20 protein-coding genes are annotated in these 17,112 nt (G+C 75.3%); 17 read left to right on the forward strand and 3 right to left on the reverse strand.

Annotation, left to right across the window (positions count from 1 at the left end):
* The first annotated feature begins 9 nt into the window (after positions 1-9).
* The 3 genes from V6U89_RS20920 (at position 10) to V6U89_RS20930 (ending at position 3,648) form a co-directional block, all read left to right on the forward strand.
* A complete protein-coding gene (locus V6U89_RS20920; RefSeq protein WP_334573047.1) occupies positions 10-930 on the forward strand; it encodes a hypothetical protein in 921 nt (306 codons plus the stop codon).
* Positions 931-1,026: 96 nt separating this feature from the next.
* Positions 1,027-2,523, forward strand: a complete 1,497-nt coding sequence (locus tag V6U89_RS20925; protein WP_334573048.1) for a MinD/ParA family ATP-binding protein — start codon at positions 1,027-1,029, stop codon at positions 2,521-2,523.
* Positions 2,524-2,736: 213 nt separating this feature from the next.
* On the forward strand, positions 2,737-3,648 hold the full coding sequence (locus tag V6U89_RS20930; RefSeq protein WP_334573049.1) for a DUF2567 domain-containing protein: 912 nt from the start codon (positions 2,737-2,739) through the stop codon (positions 3,646-3,648).
* Here the strand turns inward: V6U89_RS20930 and V6U89_RS20935 are convergent.
* Complete coding sequence (locus tag V6U89_RS20935; protein ID WP_334573050.1) at positions 3,563-4,261, reverse strand: LON peptidase substrate-binding domain-containing protein; 699 nt, start codon at positions 4,259-4,261, stop codon at positions 3,563-3,565. The genes V6U89_RS20930 and V6U89_RS20935 overlap by 86 nt on opposite strands.
* A gap of 106 nt (positions 4,262-4,367) precedes the next feature.
* Here V6U89_RS20935 and hisD point away from each other — a divergent pair, with 106 nt between their 5' ends.
* The 12 genes from hisD to hisF all read left to right on the forward strand — a co-directional run bounded on the left by hisD (position 4,368) and on the right by hisF (position 12,531).
* Positions 4,368-5,690, forward strand: a complete 1,323-nt coding sequence (gene hisD / locus V6U89_RS20940) for a histidinol dehydrogenase (RefSeq protein ID WP_334573051.1) — start codon at positions 4,368-4,370, stop codon at positions 5,688-5,690.
* Positions 5,687-6,760, forward strand: coding sequence for a histidinol-phosphate transaminase (locus V6U89_RS20945; RefSeq protein ID WP_334573052.1), 1,074 nt, complete (start codon positions 5,687-5,689; stop codon positions 6,758-6,760). The genes hisD and V6U89_RS20945 overlap by 4 nt, the downstream gene beginning before the upstream one ends.
* Positions 6,757-7,368: an imidazoleglycerol-phosphate dehydratase HisB gene (gene hisB / locus V6U89_RS20950; RefSeq protein WP_154943845.1), complete on the forward strand. Its 612-nt coding sequence runs from the start codon at positions 6,757-6,759 to the stop codon at positions 7,366-7,368. Before V6U89_RS20945 ends, hisB begins: the two co-directional genes overlap by 4 nt.
* Entirely contained in the window at positions 7,368-7,538 is a 171-nt protein-coding gene (locus tag V6U89_RS20955) for a hypothetical protein (RefSeq protein ID WP_334573053.1), read from the forward strand. Before hisB ends, V6U89_RS20955 begins: the two co-directional genes overlap by 1 nt.
* Positions 7,538-8,161 (forward strand): imidazole glycerol phosphate synthase subunit HisH, encoded by a 624-nt coding sequence (hisH, locus tag V6U89_RS20960; protein ID WP_334573054.1) that lies wholly within the window; start codon positions 7,538-7,540, stop codon positions 8,159-8,161. The genes V6U89_RS20955 and hisH overlap by 1 nt, the downstream gene beginning before the upstream one ends.
* Before the next feature lie 63 nt (positions 8,162-8,224).
* Positions 8,225-8,548 carry a hypothetical protein gene (locus V6U89_RS20965; protein WP_334573055.1) on the forward strand — a complete coding sequence of 108 codons (324 nt, stop codon included), beginning with the start codon at positions 8,225-8,227 and terminating at the stop codon, positions 8,546-8,548.
* Positions 8,549-8,564: 16 nt separating this feature from the next.
* Positions 8,565-9,290 carry a bifunctional 1-(5-phosphoribosyl)-5-((5-phosphoribosylamino)methylideneamino)imidazole-4-carboxamide isomerase/phosphoribosylanthranilate isomerase PriA gene (priA, locus tag V6U89_RS20970; RefSeq protein WP_334573056.1) on the forward strand — a complete coding sequence of 242 codons (726 nt, stop codon included), beginning with the start codon at positions 8,565-8,567 and terminating at the stop codon, positions 9,288-9,290.
* Positions 9,287-9,676 (forward strand): RidA family protein, encoded by a 390-nt coding sequence (locus tag V6U89_RS20975; RefSeq protein ID WP_179801008.1) that lies wholly within the window; start codon positions 9,287-9,289, stop codon positions 9,674-9,676. The genes priA and V6U89_RS20975 overlap by 4 nt, the downstream gene beginning before the upstream one ends.
* A 92-nt stretch (positions 9,677-9,768) precedes the next feature.
* Positions 9,769-10,212 carry a MarR family winged helix-turn-helix transcriptional regulator gene (locus V6U89_RS20980; RefSeq protein ID WP_334573058.1) on the forward strand — a complete coding sequence of 148 codons (444 nt, stop codon included), beginning with the start codon at positions 9,769-9,771 and terminating at the stop codon, positions 10,210-10,212.
* A 2-nt stretch (positions 10,213-10,214) separates the two neighbouring features.
* Complete coding sequence (locus tag V6U89_RS20985) at positions 10,215-10,646, forward strand: organic hydroperoxide resistance protein (RefSeq protein ID WP_334573123.1); 432 nt, start codon at positions 10,215-10,217, stop codon at positions 10,644-10,646.
* Between the two features lie 42 nt (positions 10,647-10,688).
* Positions 10,689-11,687 (forward strand): NADP-dependent oxidoreductase, encoded by a 999-nt coding sequence (locus V6U89_RS20990; RefSeq protein WP_334573059.1) that lies wholly within the window; start codon positions 10,689-10,691, stop codon positions 11,685-11,687.
* Between the two features lie 76 nt (positions 11,688-11,763).
* Positions 11,764-12,531 carry an imidazole glycerol phosphate synthase subunit HisF gene (gene hisF, locus V6U89_RS20995; protein WP_238449456.1) on the forward strand — a complete coding sequence of 256 codons (768 nt, stop codon included), beginning with the start codon at positions 11,764-11,766 and terminating at the stop codon, positions 12,529-12,531.
* 532 nt (positions 12,532-13,063) lie between these two features.
* Here the strand turns inward: hisF and V6U89_RS21000 are convergent.
* Entirely contained in the window at positions 13,064-13,522 is a 459-nt protein-coding gene (locus tag V6U89_RS21000) for a hypothetical protein (protein WP_334573060.1), read from the reverse strand.
* A gap of 57 nt (positions 13,523-13,579) precedes the next feature.
* Positions 13,580-14,233 (reverse strand): membrane protein YczE, encoded by a 654-nt coding sequence (yczE, locus tag V6U89_RS21005; protein ID WP_334573061.1) that lies wholly within the window; start codon positions 14,231-14,233, stop codon positions 13,580-13,582.
* 58 nt (positions 14,234-14,291) lie between these two features.
* On the opposite strand from yczE, the gene yczR reads away from it, so the two are divergent.
* Together yczR and V6U89_RS21015 are read left to right on the forward strand one after the other, a co-directional pair.
* On the forward strand, positions 14,292-15,749 hold the full coding sequence (gene yczR, locus V6U89_RS21010) for a MocR-like transcription factor YczR (protein WP_334573062.1): 1,458 nt from the start codon (positions 14,292-14,294) through the stop codon (positions 15,747-15,749).
* A gap of 62 nt (positions 15,750-15,811) precedes the next feature.
* The gene (locus V6U89_RS21015; RefSeq protein ID WP_334573063.1) at positions 15,812-17,101 is read left to right on the forward strand and encodes a low temperature requirement protein A; all 1,290 of its coding nucleotides are present in this window, start codon (positions 15,812-15,814) and stop codon (positions 17,099-17,101) included.
* Positions 17,102-17,112 lie beyond the last annotated feature (11 nt).

Raw genomic sequence — 17,112 nt, forward strand, 5'->3', positions numbered from 1 at the left:
CCCGCGCCGGTGAGCGCCGCCGTACCGCCACCGGCCGACCGGCCGACCCCGCCGGTGGGCCGGCCCCGCCGTGCCCGGCCGCGGTGGCTCACCTCGGCCGCGCTCGCCGCGGTGGGGGCGGTGCTGCTCACCGCCGGCTGGGCGGGGCGCCGGGAGGAGCCGGTCGGCGACCGCACGGTCGGCGAGGTCACCCGGGTCGGGGTGCGGCCGGGGGACCGGATTCCCGAGTACGTACGCGCCGCCGCGGCCGAACTGGCCGCGTTGCCGCCCTCCGCATCATCGTCCGGGACGTACGCGCTGGTCTCGTTCACCGGCTACCTCGCGCCGGCGCAGTTGCCCGGCGTGCTCGCCGACGCGCCGGTCTCCGAGGTGGTGACGCGGGTGCCGCTGCCCGACCGGCAGACCGAGGTGGTCCGCCTGGCGGCGCAGCTGCTGCCGCAGGACGTGGTCGCCGGGATGGCGGCGGTGGCCGAGCGCAAGGACCGGGAAGCCGCCGACCAGCGCGCCCGCGCCGCCGGCACCGCCGAGGGCGAGCTGCGCCGGGTGTACGCCACCGGCGCGGAGGTCGCCGCGCGGGAGGCGCGGGCGTACCGGGCGGGGTGCGGGTGCGTCTACGCGGCGGTGGTGCGCGCCGACCCGGCCGTGCTGCGAAAGCTGGCCGGCCGGGCCGGGGTGCGGGCGGTGGACCCGGCCCCGGAGCTGCGCCGGCTGGACCGGGCGGTGGTCCTTCCACCGCTGCCGGAACAGGCCGACGTGGCGCGACCGCCGGTCGACACCGCGCTGGAGCCCTCGTCGGTGGGCGTTTCGTCGGAACAGGCACGGGACGTGATCGATCCCTCACCCGGCGGATCGGCCGGCTCGCGGGCACCCACACCGCCTCCGACCTCGGCGGACACCGGCGGCGGGGGTGAACCGGCGCCGGGCCGGTGAGGATTGCCCATGGGGATGTGCGGCGACAGGTGTGGTCCGAATAGGGTTTCGTTCGTAGCCTGTCAGGCGGAGATCGATGGGCGGGGAGGGCGAGCCTTGGACGGCACCGAGACCGGCTGGGGCCGGTCGGCCGAACCGGCACCGCGATGGCGGGCCTTGCTCGACCGCGCCCGGCTCGGGGGTCGCGCCGGCGAGCCCGCGGAGGTCGACCACCGCCCCGAGGAGCCGCCACCGGCGCGTGAGGCGCTGCCCCGGCGCGGCCCCGGCACCGGCTGGTCCGGGCGGGCCTCCGCCGCCGTGCCGCCCGTCGAGCCCGGGTACGGCGCCGACCCCGGCTACCGGGCCGAGGCGACCTACCGGGTCGACCCGGCGTACCGGGTGGAGCCGTCGTACCAGCCCGAGCCGTCGTACCAGCGCGAGCCGGCCTACCGGAGGGAGCCGGGGTACCCGCCGGAGCCGGCCTACCGGGCCGAGCCCGGTTACCCGCCCGAGCCGACGGCGGAGTCCCGCTACGCGTTGCTGGACAACGGCTACCGGCACGAGCCGCCGCCACCGGTCGAGTCGCGGTACGCCCCGCTGCTCGACGAGGGCTACCGACCCGGTTACCCCCCGGCCGAGCCGGCGTACCCGCCGCAGCCGTCGTACCGGCCCGAGCCGACCTATCCGCCGGAGCCGGCCGGGCCCGCCGAGCCGGCGTACCCGCCGGCGGTGACCGCCGACCGGGGCTACGCGCCGGCGCGGATCGAGCCGGCCCGGATCGAGTGGCGTCCGCAGGCCCCGCAGGACGAGCAGGAGCGTTCCGCCGGCGTGTTGCGCCGCGACCTCGGCACGCCCCGGGTGCTCGCCTTCGCCAACCCCAAGGGCGGGGTGCACAAGACCACCGCCACCGTGCTCGCCGCGGCCACCGTCGGCAGCGTCCGGGGCCGGGGCGTGCTGGCCTGGGACGACAACGAGCTGCGCGGCACCCTCGGGCTGCGCGCCGGCAGCGCCCGGCACGCCCGGACGATCCGGCACCTGATCAGCGACCTGGCGCACATCGAGATCCGCGAGGGCGCCGAGCTGCTGGAGTCCCTCGACGACTACCTGCGGCACGCCTCCGACGGCTCGTACGACGTGCTGGCCGGCGAGGAGAGCCCCCGGTTCGCCCAGCGGCTGGACCAGTTCACCGTCAAGCGGGTGCTGGAGCTGCTGCGCCGTACCCACGACGTGGTCTGCGTGGACACCGGCAACAACGTGGAGAGCGCCAACTGGCGCACCGTCATGCACGCCGCCGACCAGCTGGTGGTGACCACCGTGCCGCGCGAGGACGCCGCGTTCAGCGCGGACTGGATGCTGGACCTGCTGCACGAGGAGGGGATGGGGGAGCTGGCCGACAACGCGGTCACCCTGATCTCCTGCCCGACGCCCGGCCGCTCCCCGCTCCAGGACGACCTGGAACGGCACTTCGCCACCCGTACCCGGGCCGTCGCCGTGGTGCCGTACGACCCGGCGCTGGAGACCGGCTCCTCGATCGAGTACCACCAGCTCCAGCCGGAGACCCGGCAGGCGTGGCTGCGCGCCGCCGCGGTGATGCTGGAGCCGTTCGCCCGCTGAGAGGTTGTCGGGACACCTCTCACCAGCTGCGGCGGGCCCAGCCGGCCGCGTTGGAGATCGGTCCGGATACCGGTGTTGTATCCGGACCGATCTCCGCCTTGCCGGATCGCCGACTGGACTCCGCCTCGCTCGCCCCGGGGTGTCCCGACAACCTCTGGGGGCCGTCCGGCCACCGGCGCCCCGCGTCGCCGCCCCGCCTGAGAGGATCATCGAGTGAGCCCGGACACCCCCGATCCGCACCGGTCCGACGACCGTCCCGACGAGCCGGACCGTGCCGCCACGCCCGCCGGCCCCGCCCCGCCGGCCCGCTCGGTGAATGACGGCTGGACGCCGCTCTCCGGCGCGCCCGAGGCCGGATCGCCGCCCGCCGGGCCGGGCCCCGTCGAGTCGGCCACGCCGGACGCTGGCCACTGGCCGCAGCCGGGCGGACCGGGACCGGCCGCGTCGTGGCCCCCGGCGTACGCCGGTCTTCCGGAGCAGCCGGCCGACCGGCCCCGCCGGCCCCTCGCGGCGACCGTCGCCACCGTGCTCGGACTGACCGTCCTGGGCGTGCCGCTCGGGCTGCTCTGGGCCGCCGTGGCCCCGGACACCCCGGTGCTGAAGACCGCCGAGGGCGCCATCTACGCCCAGCCGCAGCCGGAGCAGCCGATCGCCGCCGACGGCTGGTTCAGCCTGCTCGGGCTCGGCTTCGGGCTGCTCGCCGCGGTCGGGCTCTGGGTCGTGCTGCGCCGCCGCCGGGGCCCCGCCGTGCTGGCCGGGGCAGCGCTCGGCGCGCTCGGCGCCGCGCTGGTCGCCTGGCAGGTCGGCCGCCGGGTCGGGCTCTCCGGCTACCAGCGGCTGCTGGCGAACGCCCCGGACGGCACCGCCTTCACCAAGCCGGCCGACCTGCGCGCCGGCGGGATCGAGTGGCTGTTCGGGTTCCTGCCGGTGCCCTTCGGGGACCTGCTGCTCCCGGCATTCGCCGCGGCCGTGACGTACACCCTGCTGGCCGGCTGGTCGCGCTGGCCGTCGCTGCGCCCGGAGCCGGAGCCCGGCGGCCTCAGTTGGGCGCCGGGGGCGATGCCAGCTCCGACAGCGGCACCGGAACCGCCCGCACCTGGCGCAGCAGAGCCGCCTCGCGGTTGAGCAGCCGCAGCTCGGCGCGGAGCCGGGTGGCGGTGTCGTCGATGGCGAGCAGTCGCTGGCGGTCCGCCACGGTGAGCGCGGCCGTCGCGGCGACCAGGTGGGACAGCACGGTCGGGTCCTCCGGCAGCTGCTCGGAGATCTCCTCCGGATCGGGCCGGATCAGCCCCAGGTACTGCCGGAAGACCGCGATCACCCGGGCCGCGAGCAGTTCGGCGATCTCGTCGGTGCCGCCCGGCTCGGGCAGCCACTCGACCTGCGCGGTCAGGTACGGCGCGGAGGAGCGGTCCACGTCGGCGATCCGGAACCGCCGCCGGCCCACCGTGACGATGTCGAAGCCGCCGTCGTCGAGCTCGGTGACCTGCCGCAGCTCGGCGGTGCACCCCACCTCGTGCAGCGTCACGTCACCGCCGCCGGGGGTCGACCGGCCGGGTGCCGGGGCGACCTCCCAGCCGGCCTGGATCGCCACCACGCCGAACTCGCGGGGCGCCCCCTCGGGCAGCCCCATCAGGTGGCGCACCAGCGCGCGGTAGCGCTCCTCGAATATGTGCAGCGGCAGCACGAGTCCGGGAAAGAGCACCGTTGCGAGCGGGAACACCGGCAGCCGCGCAGTCACGCGTCGAGCCTAGCCGGACCGGCCGCCCGCGGCGTGGCTCGGCTCACGCCTCCCGCGGTACGGGCGGCGCGGAAAGATCCCGACGAAGCCGCCTAGACTCGCAAGGGTGTTGAATCGGATCGACCTGCGCGGCGGGGTCCGTGACCCGCGCCGCCTGCTGCCCCGTGCCCAGCTCGACGTCTCCGTGGCCGTCGAGCGGATCCGCCCGCTCGTGGAGGCGGTCCGGGAGCATGGGTACCCGGCGATCCGGGAGGCCAGCGAGCGGTTCGACGGGGTCTCCCCGGCGGTGCTGCGGGTGCCGGCCGAGGCGATCGCCGAGGCCGAGGGGACGCTCGACCCCCAGGTGCGCGCCGCGCTGCTGGAGTCGATCGCCCGGGCCCGCAAGGTGCACGCCGACCAGCGGCGCACCGACCACACCACCCAGGTCGTCCCCGGCGGCACGGTGACCGAGCGCTGGGTGCCGGTCGACCGGGTGGGCCTCTACGTCCCCGGCGGGCTGGCGATGTACCCGTCGACCGTGGTGATGAACGTGGTCCCCGCCCAGGCCGCCGGGGTGCGCTCGCTGGTGGTGGTCAGCCCGCCGCAGCAGGACAACGGCGGCCTGCCCGACGCGCGGGTGCTGGCGGCCTGCGCGCTGCTCGGCGTCGACGAGGTGTACGCCGTCGGCGGCGCCCAGGCGGTGGCGATGCTGGCCTACGGCGCGGCGGTCGACGCCGAGGGCAGCGCGCACTGCCACCCGGTCGACATGATCACCGGTCCGGGCAACATCTGGGTCACCGCCGCCAAGCGGCTGCTGCGCGGCGTGGTCGGCATCGACGCCGAGGCCGGCCCGACCGAGATCGCCATCCTGGCCGACGACACCGCCGACCCCGCGCACGTCGCCGCCGACCTGATCAGCCAGGCCGAGCACGACCCCCTCGCCGCCAGCGTGCTGGTCACCCCGTCGGTCGAGCTGGCCGAGGCGGTCGAGCGGGAGCTGGCCCGGCAGGTGCCGGCCACCAAGCACGCCGAGCGGGTCAGCACCGCGCTCACCGGCGAGCAGAGCGGCGTGGTCCTGGTGGACGACCTCGACGCCGGGCTGCGGGTGGTCGACGCGTACGCGGCCGAGCACCTGGAGATCCAGACCGTGGACGCCCGGGCGTGGGCGATGCGGGTCCGCAACGCCGGGGCGATCTTCGTCGGCGCCTGGGCGCCGGTGTCGCTCGGCGACTACTGCGCCGGCTCCAACCACGTGCTGCCCACCGGCGGCTGCGCCCGGCACTCCTCGGGGCTGTCGGTGCAGTCCTTCCTGCGCGGCATCCACCTGGTGGAGTACACCGAGGACGCGCTGCGCGAGGTGGCCCCGCACGTGGTGACGCTGGCCAACGTGGAGGACCTGCCGGCACACGGCCAGGCCGTCGCGGCCCGCTTCCCCGGGGGGCCGGCGTGACGACCCTGGACGACCTGCCGCTCCGGGACGACCTGCGGGGCCTGCGGCCGTACGGGGCGCCGCAGCTCGACGTGGCGGTCCGGCTGAACACCAACGAGAACTCGTACCCGGTGCCCGAGCCGGTGGTCGAGGCGATCGGCAAGGCCCTCGCGGCGGAGCTGCGCGACCTGAACCGGTACCCGGACCGGGACGCGGTGGCGCTCCGCGCCGACCTGGCGGCGTACCTCGGCCACGGGCTCAGCGTCGAGCAGGTCTGGGCGGCCAACGGATCCAACGAGATCCAGCAGCAGCTGCTCCAGGCGTTCGGCGGCCCGGGGCGCATCGCGCTCGGCTTCACCCCGGCGTACTCGATGCACCCGCTGCTGGCGCTGGGCACCGGCACCGGCTGGGTGCCGGGGGTCCGGGGCGTCGACTTCGGGCTGAGCGTCGACGACGCGGTGGCCCAGGTGCGCGAGCACCGGCCGGACGTGGTCTTCCTCTGCTCGCCGAACAACCCCACCGGCACCGCGCTGGACCCGGAGGTGGTCGCGGCGGTGCTCGACGCCGCCCCCGGCATGGTGGTGGTCGACGAGGCGTACGCCGAGTTCGCCCGCCCCGGCACGGTCAGCGCGCTGGCCGTGCTGCCCGGCCACCCGCGGCTGGTGGTCACCCGGACGATGAGCAAGGCGTTCGGCTTCGCCGGTGGCCGGCTGGGCTACCTGGCCGCCGACCCGGCGGTGGTGGCCGCCGTGCAGTTGGTCCGGCTGCCGTACCACCTCTCGGCGCTCACCCAGGCCGCCGCCCGGGCGGCGCTGGCGCACCGCGACGCCCTGCTCGGCACCGTCGACGCGATCAAGGCCCAGCGCGACCGGATCGTCGCCGAGCTGCGCGCCCGCGGCCACCGGGTCGCCGACAGCGACGCCAACTTCGTGCTCTTCGAGGTGGCCGGCGACCAGGCGGTCGCCTGGCGCACCCTGCTCGACGCGGGCGTGCTGGTCCGCGACGTCGGCCTGCCCGGCTGGCTGCGGGTCACCGCCGGCACCCCGGCCGAGACCGACGCCTTCCTCACCGCTATGGAGAAGCTGACATGAGTCGCACCGCCCGGGTGGAGCGGATCACCAAGGAGACCAAGGTGCTGGTCGAGATCGACCTCGACGGCACCGGCCAGGCCGAGATCAGCACCGGCGTCGGCTTCTACGACCACATGCTGCACCAGATCGCCCGGCACGGCGGCTTCGACCTCACCGTGCGCACCGTCGGCGACCTGGAGATCGACGCCCACCACACGATGGAGGACACCGCGCTGGCCCTGGGCGCCGCCTTCGACCAGGCGCTGGGGGACAAGGCCGGCATCCGGCGGTACGGCTCGGCCACCGTACCGATGGACGAGGTCCTCGTCCGGGCCGCCGTCGACCTCTCCGGCCGCCCGTACGTGCTGCACGACGAGCCGGCGCTCGCGCCGTACATCGGTCCGGTCTACCCCACCAGCATGACCCGGCACATCTGGGAGTCCTTCGGCCAGTCGGCCCGGATCACCCTGCACGTGGACGTGCTGCGGGCGGCCCGCCCCGGCGGCCACCCGGACGCCCACCACGTGGTGGAGGCCCAGTTCAAGGCGGTCTCCCGGGCGCTGCGCGAGGCCACCGCGATCGACCCGCGCTCGGCCGGCGTGGTGCCCAGCACGAAGGGTGCGCTCTGATGGGGCCGGTGCTGCCGACGCTGCTGCTGATCCTGGCCGGTGTGCTGGTCGGCGGGACGTGGTCCTTGCACAAGCAGGGCGCGCCGCGCGGCGCGGTGGTCATCATGGCGCTGCTGGCCACGCTCGCCACCATCGGCGGGGTGCTCTGGCTGCTTCCCGGGGAGGGCTGATGACGCGGATCGTGGTGCTGGACTACGGCTCGGGCAACCTGCGCTCGGCCGAGCGCGCGCTGGAGCGCGCCGGCGCCGACGTGACCGTCACCGACGACCTGGCCGCCGCCGCCGCGGCGGACGGCCTGGTGGTGCCGGGCGTCGGCGCCTTCGCCGCCTGCATGGCCGGGATCGAGGCGCTCGGCGCCGGCCCGGTGATCGCCGAGCGGGTCGCCGCCGGCCGGCCGGTGCTGGGCATCTGCGTCGGCATGCAGGTCCTCTTCGAGCACGGCGACGAGCACGGCGTGGTCACCAAGGGGCTCGGGCTGCTGCCCGGCGGGGTGACGAAACTGCCCGCCGACCGGCTGCCGCACATGGGCTGGAACACGGTCGACGCGCCGGCCGGCTCGGTGCTCTTCGCCGGGCTGCCCGCCGACAGCCGGTTCTACTTCGTCCACTCGTACGGGGTGAACGACGTCGCCGGGCTGGCCGCCGCCGGGGCCACGGTCACCACCGCCCACCACGGCACCGACTTCGTCGCCGCGGTGGAGCGGGGCGCGCTGTCGGCCGCCCAGTTCCACCCGGAGAAGTCGGCCGACACCGGTGCCGCCCTCCTGCGCAACTGGCTGGCCACGGTTGGCTGAGGTGGCGGAGCCGGCCGGCCCGGCGCGGGGCACGGCGGCCGCCCGGGCACCGCGGGGCACGGCGTGAGCAAGGAGCGGGCCCGCCGCCGTGCCGTCCGGGAGGCCGAGGCCGCCCGGGAACGCGTCGTGCGCCAGCGCCGGCTGGCCCGCCGGCAGCGCACCCGCACGCTGGTCCGCCGGCTGACGCCGCAGTGGCGGCGGGGCCGCACCGGCCGGGTGGGCCGCCGCAGCCGGGGGGAGCGGGCCGCGATCATCGGCCTGAGCCTGGCCGCGCTGTTCGGGATCTGGACGTTCGTCGACGATCTGGCGTTGCGCCTGGTGCTGGTCGTCCTGCTGCTGCTGGTCCTGCCGGCGATCGTCGTGATCGCGCTGGACCGTCGGATCTGATGCGAGGAGAGAGAAGTTGAGCCTCACCCTGTTGCCCGCCGTGGACGTCGCCGACGGCCAGGCCGTCCGGCTCGTGCAGGGCGCCGCCGGCAGCGAGACCGCGTACGGCGACCCGCTGGAGGCCGCGCTGGCCTGGCAGGCCGACGGCGCCGAGTGGATCCACCTGGTCGACCTGGACGCGGCGTTCGGTCGGGGCTCCAACGCGCACCTGCTCGCCGAGGTGGTGCGGCAGCTCGACGTGAAGGTGGAGCTCTCCGGCGGCATCCGGGACGACGAGTCGCTGGCGGCGGCGCTCGGCACCGGGGCGGCCCGGGTGAACATCGGCACCGCCGCGCTGGAGGATCCGCAGTGGTGCGACCGGGTCTGCGGCGAGTACGGCGACCGCGTCGCGATCGGGCTGGACGTGCGCGGTCGTACCCTCTCCGCCCGGGGCTGGACCCGCGACGGCGGTGACCTGTGGGAGGTGCTGGAGCGGCTGGACAAGGCGGGCGCCGCCCGGTACGTGGTGACCGACATCACCAAGGACGGCACCATGCGCGGGCCGAACCTGGACCTGCTGCGCGAGGTCTGCGCGCGCACCGACGCCCCGGTGATCGCCTCCGGTGGCGTGTCCACCCTGGACGACCTGCGGGCGCTGGCCACCCTGGAGCCGATCGGGGTGGAGGGCGTGATCGCCGGCAAGGCGCTCTACGCCGGCGCGTTCACCGTGGCCCAGGCGCTGGAAACGCTGGCCGCCGCGTGACCGTCACCCGGTTGGGCTCGGGCGGCCCGTGGGAGGCCGTCTACGGCTACGCCCGGGTGGTCCGGGCGGGCGACCTGGCCTGGACGGCGGGCTGCACGTCGACCGTGGACGGTCGGGTGACCCACGTCGGCGACGCCGCGGCGCAGACCGCGCAGGCGCTGCGGATCGGGCTGGACGCGCTCGCCGAGGTGGGCGCCGAGCCGGGCGACGTGGTCCGGACCCGGATGTACGTGACCGACCGGAGCTACGCCGACGAGGTGGGCCGGGCGCACAACGCGGTGTTCGGGGCCGTCCGTCCGGCGGCGACGATGGTGGTGGTGGCCGGCCTGCTCGACCCCGACCAGTTGGTCGAGGTCGAGCTGGAGGCCTGGCTCGGCGACCGCTGAGCTCGGCCGCCCCGCCCGGGCGACCGGGTGGGCGTGGCCACACCGCGGCCGGATCGGTTGTGCACAACTCAATCGTGGGCTACGGTTTGCCGGTGACCGATGATCTGGTGCTACGTCGACAGGTGTGCTTCGCGCTCTACGCCGCGTCGCGCGCCCTCACCGACGTCTACCGGCCCATCCTCGACGAGGTCGGCCTGACCTACCCGCAGTACCTGGTGCTGCTGGTGCTCTGGGAGCGCGAGGACGCCCCCACGGTCTCCGAGCTCGGCGCCGCGCTGCGGCTGGACTCCGGCACGCTCTCCCCGCTGCTCAAGCGGTTGGAGGCGGCGGGCCTGGTGATCCGGTCCCGGTCGGCGCGCGACGAGCGACGGGTGGAGGTGGGGCTCACCGCCGACGGTCGGGCCCTGCGGCAGCGGATGGACGAGGTGCCGCTGCGGGTCGCCCGCGCCACCGGCCTCACCCAGGCCGAGCTGATCGCCCTGCGCGACACCCTCACCCGGGTCACCGAGACGATCCACCGACAGAAGGAGCAGTGACCATGCAGGTGCTCTACACCGCGTCCGCCCTCGCCAGCGGCGACGGCCGCGACGGCCACGTCCGCACCTCCGACGGCACCGTCGAGCTGGACCTGGCGGTCCCGAAGGAGATGGGCGGCGCCGGTGGCGCGGCCAACCCCGAGCAGCTCTTCGCCGCCGGCTACGCGGCCTGCTTCCACTCGGCGCTGCGCCTGGTCGCCCGCAAGGCCAAGGCCGACGTCGCCGGCTCGGTGGTCGAGGCCGAGGTCGGCATCGGCCCGAACGGCAGCGGCGGCTTCGGGCTGACCGTCGCCCTCCTGGTCGACCTGCCCGCCGTCGAGCGCGCCGCCGCCGAGCAGCTGGTCGCACAGGCCCACCAGGTCTGCCCGTACTCGAACGCGACCCGCGGCAACATCGAGGTCGCCCTCACCGTCCGCGAGGCCGCCGCGGCCTGAGCGCCGCCCGGCCCTGACCCCCGCGTACGAGAGGACGACACCGTGAGCACCAACCGCGAGATCCACCTGGCCTCCCGCCCCCAGGGCTGGCCGACCGCCGACAACTTCCGCCTCGTCGAGACCGAGGTGCCGAGGCCCGGCCCGGGCCAGATCGTGGTCCGCAACCAGTTCATGTCGGTCGACCCGTACATGCGGGGCCGGATGAACGACGTGAAGTCGTACGTTCCGCCGTTCCAGCTCGGGGCGCCGCTCGACGGCGGCGCGGTCGGCGAGGTGGTGGCCAGCGAGGCCGACGGCGTGAAGGTCGGCGCCACCGTGCTGCACGGCCTCGGCTGGCGGGAGTACGCGCTGCTCGACGCCAAGGCCGCCCGCCCGGTCGATCCGACGATCGCGCCGGTGAGCGCGTACCTGAGCGTGCTCGGCATGACCGGTCTGACCGCGTACGCCGGGCTGCTCGACGTGGCCGGCATGAAGCCGGGGGAGAGCGTCTTCGTCTCCGCCGCCGCCGGCTCGGTCGGCAGCCTGGTCGGCCAGATCGCCAAGCTCAAGGGCGCCGGGCACGTGGTCGGCAGCGCCGGCTCGGCGGCCAAGGTCGAGCGGCTCAAGGCGCTCGGCTTCGACGCCGCCTTCGACTACCACGACGGCCCGGTACGCGACTCGCTGAAGGCGGCCGCCCCCGACGGCATCGACGTCTACTTCGACAACGTCGGCGGCGACCACCTGGAGGCGGCGATCTCGGCGATGAAGCTGCACGGCCGGGCCGCCATCTGCGGCATGATCGCGCAGTACAACGACACCGAGCCGCCGGCCGCCCCGCGCAACCTGGCGATGGTCATCGGCAAGCGGCTCACCCTGCGCGGCTTCCTCGTCAATGACCATGGCAACCTGCGCGAGCAGTTCGTGCGGGACGTCTCCGGCTGGCTGGGCGACGGCAGCCTCTCGTACGACGAGACGGTCGTCGACGGCATCGAGAACGCCCCCGAGGCGTTCCTCGGCCTGCTGCGCGGCGAGAACCTGGGCAAGATGCTCGTCCGGGTGTGAGTCCCGATCCGGCGCGCGGCGGTGGCCGGCCTCACAGGTCGGTCGCCGCCGCGGGCCGGTTGGATAGGCTCGCCACATGACGGTGGCGGTACGGGTGATCCCGTGTCTGGACGTGGACGCCGGGCGGGTGGTCAAGGGGGTCAACTTCCTCGACCTGCGCGACGCCGGCGACCCGGTGGAGCTGGCCGCGGCGTACGACCGGGCCGGCGCGGACGAGTTGACCTTCCTCGACGTCACCGCCTCCGCCAGCGACCGGGGGACCATGCTCGACGTGGTCCGGCGCACCGCGGAGTCGGTCTTCATCCCGCTGACCGTGGGCGGCGGCGTACGGCAGGTCGCCGACGTCGACACGCTGCTGCGGGCCGGCGCGGACAAGGTCGGGGTGAACACCGCCGCGATCGCCCGCCCGGAGCTGATCGCCGAGATCGCCGACCGGTTCGGCCGGCAGGTGCTGGTGCTCTCGCTGGACGTGCGCCGGGCACCGGCGGGCACCACGCCCAGCGGGTTCGAGGTGACCACCCACGGCGGCCGCCGGGGCACCGGCCTGGACGCGGTCGAGTGGGCGCGGCGCGGCGCCGAGCTGGGGGCGGGGGAGATCCTGCTCAACTCGATGGACGCCGACGGCACCAAGGCCGGCTTCGACCTGGCGCTGATCCAGGCGGTCCGCGCGGTGGTGGACGTGCCGGTGGTGGCCAGCGGCGGCGCCGGCGAGGTGGCGCACTTCCCGCCGGCCATCGGCGCGGGCGCCGACGCGGTGCTCGCGGCGAGCGTCTTCCACTTCGGCGAGCTGACCGTCGGCGAGGTCAAGGACGCGCTGAAGGCCGCGGGTCACCCGGTGCGCTGAGCCGCAGCCCGGCGAGGCGCGGCATCACCTCGCGCCCGCGTCTGCCGCCCTGCCCCGCGCGCCCACGTCTGCCGCCCTGCCCCGCGCAACCGCGTCTGCCGCCCTGCCCCGCGCACCGACGGCGATGCGGCCGTCGATCGAGTGCCGACGGGTGTGACGCGCGGACCGTTGGCAACGGCAGGTGTGACCGCGGACCCATTGCGCAGCCGTGGACCGCTCGCGCCGGCGGGGTCGGCGTCGGCCAGGGCGCCTTGATCCTGGGCCCCCCGGGCGTGTCAAGGTCAAGAGACAAGGTCGGTGTGAGCGTGATACCTCTCAGGTATCAATATGACTCTGAGGTATCACGCTGACCAGCGTGGTGCCTTCCGCCGGCTCGCCTGCGCGGCCTCCGGTAGGCGGTCGTGGCCTTCGCGTCGCCAACCGGCCAGCCTGCCTGCGCCGCTGGCCCCACCGTCCGCACCGGCCTCGCTCCGCCTAACCGGCCAGCCCGCCGTCGCCTCCGCGCCGCCGTCGCCGCCAACGCCTCCGCGGCTCAGCGGCCGGTCCGCCCCTCCGGCGAGCGGCGCGGGGCCGGGATCGACCGGACGATGTACTCCTGGACGGCGGCGGCGTGGTCCTCCTCGGGCAGGTGCCACTCGGCGCTACCGGGAATGTGCCGCCGGACCAGAACCCCCTGCACGGTGTCCACCGTGGTCCCCACGCCCGCGCTCGGCCGGGTACGCCAGAGCCGCTCGCCGTCGGGGGTGATCCGGAACCAGCCGTCGGAGACGCTGACCAGGCCGGCGCCGGCCAGCCGGCGGACCGCCGCCTCGACGTCCTCCCGCTCCGGGATCGCCTGGTTGAGGTGCTCCGCGGTGGAGAGGACGTCGGTCAGCCGGACGCCCTCCGGGCGTCGGGTGTCCGCCGCGCGGCGGTGCCGTCCGGCACCGCTCGCGATCACCAGTGACACGAAGATCCAGGCGTCCGTCCAGCGCCATCCGCTCTCCCCCATGCACGAATGATGCCCGGCGGGATCGGCTGAGGAAACACCTACTTTCCCGCCGTGACGTCAGCGCAGCTCAGCGAGGGTGGCCACCGGGGTGTCGGGGGTGGACCGGGGTGCGACGGCGAACAGCGGGGTGAACAACTGGGCCAGCGGACCGATGGCGAGGGCGTACGCGACGGTGCCGATGCCCGCCGTGCCGCCGAGCAGCCAGCCCAGGGCCAGCACGGTCACCTCGATGCCGGTGCGGACCAGCCGCACCGAGCTGCCCGGGCGCCGGGCGACCAGCCCGGTCATCAGGCCGTCGCGCGGGCCGGGGCCGAGGTCGGCGCCGAGGTAGAGGCCGGTCGCGATGCCGTTGGCGACGATGCCGGTGACCAGCAGGCCGATCCGCGCCGGCAGTGGCAGGTCCGCTGGGAGCAGCGCCACGGTGGCGTCCACGGACAGGCCGATCACCACCACGTTGCTGACCGTGCCGAGCCCGGGCCGCTGCCGCAGCGGGATCCAGAGCAGCAGCACCACCGCGCCGACCAGGATGCTCGCCGTGCCGACCGAGATGCCGGTCTGTCGGGACAGGCCCTGGTGGAAGACGTCCCACGGGTTCAGCCCGAGGCCGGAGCGGATCATGAGCGCCATGCTGACGCCGTAGAGGACCAGCCCGGCGTAGAGCTGGGTGAGCCGCCGGACCGGCCGGTGCCGCAGATTGCCAATCGCTGCCATGCATGCCACCCTAGGTGCCAATCGTGGCGAGAGAAGAGCCAATTCGGGAGGGGTGGCCGTGACCAGCCAGGTGCGGGGAGCCCAATTGGCTCGGCTGCTGGGGCAGTGGCACGCGCTGCCGGGCCGTCGGCGCAGCCCGGACTACGCCGCGCTCGCCGCCGCGGTCCGCGGCCTGCTCGCCGACGGCCGGCTCCCCCTCGGGGTACGCCTGCCGGCCGAGCGGGAGCTGGCCGAGGCGCTGCGGATCAGCCGGACCACGGTCACCGCCGCCTACCGGCAGCTGCGGGAGACCGGGCACCTGGCCAGCCGGCGCGGGGCCGGCAGCTGGACCATGCTGCCCGGCACCCACCGGGTGGCCAGCACCGGGCTGTGGACCCCGCTGGACGACCGCGACATGATCGACCTGGGCGTCGCCGCCCTGGCCGCCCCGCCGCAGCTGGTGCCCGCCGCCCGGGCCGCCGCCGAGGATCTGCCCCGCTATCTCGGCGGCGCCGGCTACCACCCGACCGGGATCATCGAGCTGCGCGAGGCGGTCGCCCGGTCGTACACCGCGCGGGGGCTGCCCACCAGCGCCGAGCAGATCATGGTGACCAGCGGTACCCAGCACGCCCTGGACCTGGTGCTCCGGCTGGCGCTGGCGCCCGGCGGCAGCGTGCTCGTGGAGTCCCCGACCTATCCCAACGCGCTGGCCGCGCTCTCCGCCCGGCGGGCCCGGATCACCACCCACGGGCTGGCCGTCGACGGGGCCGGCTGGGACGCCGACCTGCTGCTGGGCAGCATCCGCCAGGTCCGGCCCAAGCTGGCCTACCTGATTCCGGACTTCCAGAACCCGACCGGTCACCTGATGCCGGCCGAGCTGCGCGAACGGGTGGTCGCCGCCGCGCACACCGCCGGCACCGACCTGGTCGTCGACGAGTCGTTCGTGGATCTCCCGCTGGACGGCACCGAGCTGCCCCCGCCGGTAGCCACCTTCGACCGGCACAGCCGGGTGATCAGCATCGGCGGGATGAGCAAGCCGTACTGGGGTGGGCTGCGGATCGGCTGGGTACGCGCCTCCGCGCCGCAGGTGCAGCGGCTGGCCGCGGCCCGGGTCGGCGTCGACATGGCCAGCCCGGTGCTGGACCAGCTGGTCGCGGTGCACCTGCTCGCCGACGCGCCGACCATCGTCGCCGCCCGCCGGGCCCAGCTCGCCGCGCAGCGCGACGCCCTGCTCGACGCGCTCGCGCAGCGCCTGCCCGACTGGCGGGTCACCGCGCCGCACGGCGGGGTCACCCTCTGGGCCGAGCTGGACGGCCCGATCTCCAGCGCGCTGGCCCGGGCCGCCGAGGAGGTCGGCGTACGCCTGGCGCCCGGCCCCCGGTTCGGCCTGGACGGGACGCTGGAACGCTTCCTGCGGCTGCCCTTCACCCTGCCCGCCGCCGACCTGGTCGAGGCGGTGGGCAGGCTCGCCGCGGTCCGTTACGACCTGGACCGGGCCGGGCGTCCGCAGTGGCGGGAGGCGACGGTCATCGCCTGAGCCCGGCGCGGCGGACCCACCGGGGACGCCACGCCGCAGGCCCGGCTGCCAGACTGTGCGCCGTGACGAACGGCGGTACGACGCGGCGCGCGCCGCGGATGCGGGCCGTGACCGAGGGCGCCTCGGTCACCCCGCTGGAGCTCTTCTTCGACCTGGTCTTCGTCTACGCGCTCACCCAGGTGACCGCGCTGATGGCGGGGGACCTGACCTGGTGGGGCACGCTGCACGGGCTGCTCCTGCTGGCCCTGCTCTGGTGGTGCTGGTGCTGTTACGCCTGGCTGGGCAACACGGTGCGCGCGGACGAGGGTGTGGTCCGGGTGGCGCTGTTCGCGGTGATGGGCACCATGTTCGTCGTCGCGGTGACCATTCCCGAGGCGTTCACGGACCTGCCCGGTGGGCTCTCCGGCCCGGCCGTCTTCGCGGCCGGCTACCTGGTGGTCCGGGTGCTGCACCTGGTGGTCTACTGGCACGCCGCCCGGGCCCGGGACGACGCCGCGCTGCGCCGGCAACTGCTGCGGGCGGCCCTGCCGATGCTGGCCGGGGCCACCCTGCTGTTCACCGCCGCACTGCTGCCCCAGCAGCTCGCCGACTCCGCGCACCAGGAGGACGTCTTCCGGACGGCGCTCTGGGTGCTCGCCCTCGCCGTCGACTACGGCGGCATCATGGCCATCGGCGCGCGTGGCTGGCAGGTCTACTCGGCCGCCCACTGGACCGAGCGGCACGGGCTGATCATCATCGTCGCACTCGGCGAGTCGCTGGTGGCGATCGGCGTCGGGGTGACCGCGCTGCCGATCTCCTGGCCCATCATCGTCGCGTCGTTCCTCGGCATCGCGGTGGCCGGCGCGCTCTGGTGGGCGTACTTCGACGTGGTGTCGATCGCCGCCGAGCGGGTGCTGGCCCGGGCCGAGGGCGCCGAGCGGGCCGCGCTGGCCCGCGACTCCTACACGTACCTGCACCTGCCGATGGTGGCTGGCATCATCCTGCTCGCCCTCGGCTTGAAGAAGGTCATGTCGTACGTGGGCGACGGCACCGAGCACGAGCTGACCGACCCGCTGCACGGCATCGGCCTGTACGCCCTCTACGGCGGGGTGATCCTCTACCTCCTCGGCCACCTCGGCTTCCGGCTGCGCAACATGCGCTCGGTCAACCGGCCGCGGGCGGTGACCGCCGCGCTGCTGGTGCTGCTGATCCCGGTCGCCGACCACCTGCCGGCACTGGCCGCCCTCGGGCTGCTGGCCGTGGTCTGCGTCGGGATGATCGTGGTGGAGGTGGTGCTCTTCGGCGACGCCCGGCGCAAGCTGCGTGACGCCTTCCTCGCCGAGCACGGCTCCGCTCCGACGCCCGACCGCTAGGCGCCCGCCCG

This window comes from Micromonospora sp. CPCC 206171 (assembly GCF_036906755.1).
Lineage (GTDB): Bacteria > Actinomycetota > Actinomycetes > Mycobacteriales > Micromonosporaceae > Micromonospora > Micromonospora purpureochromogenes.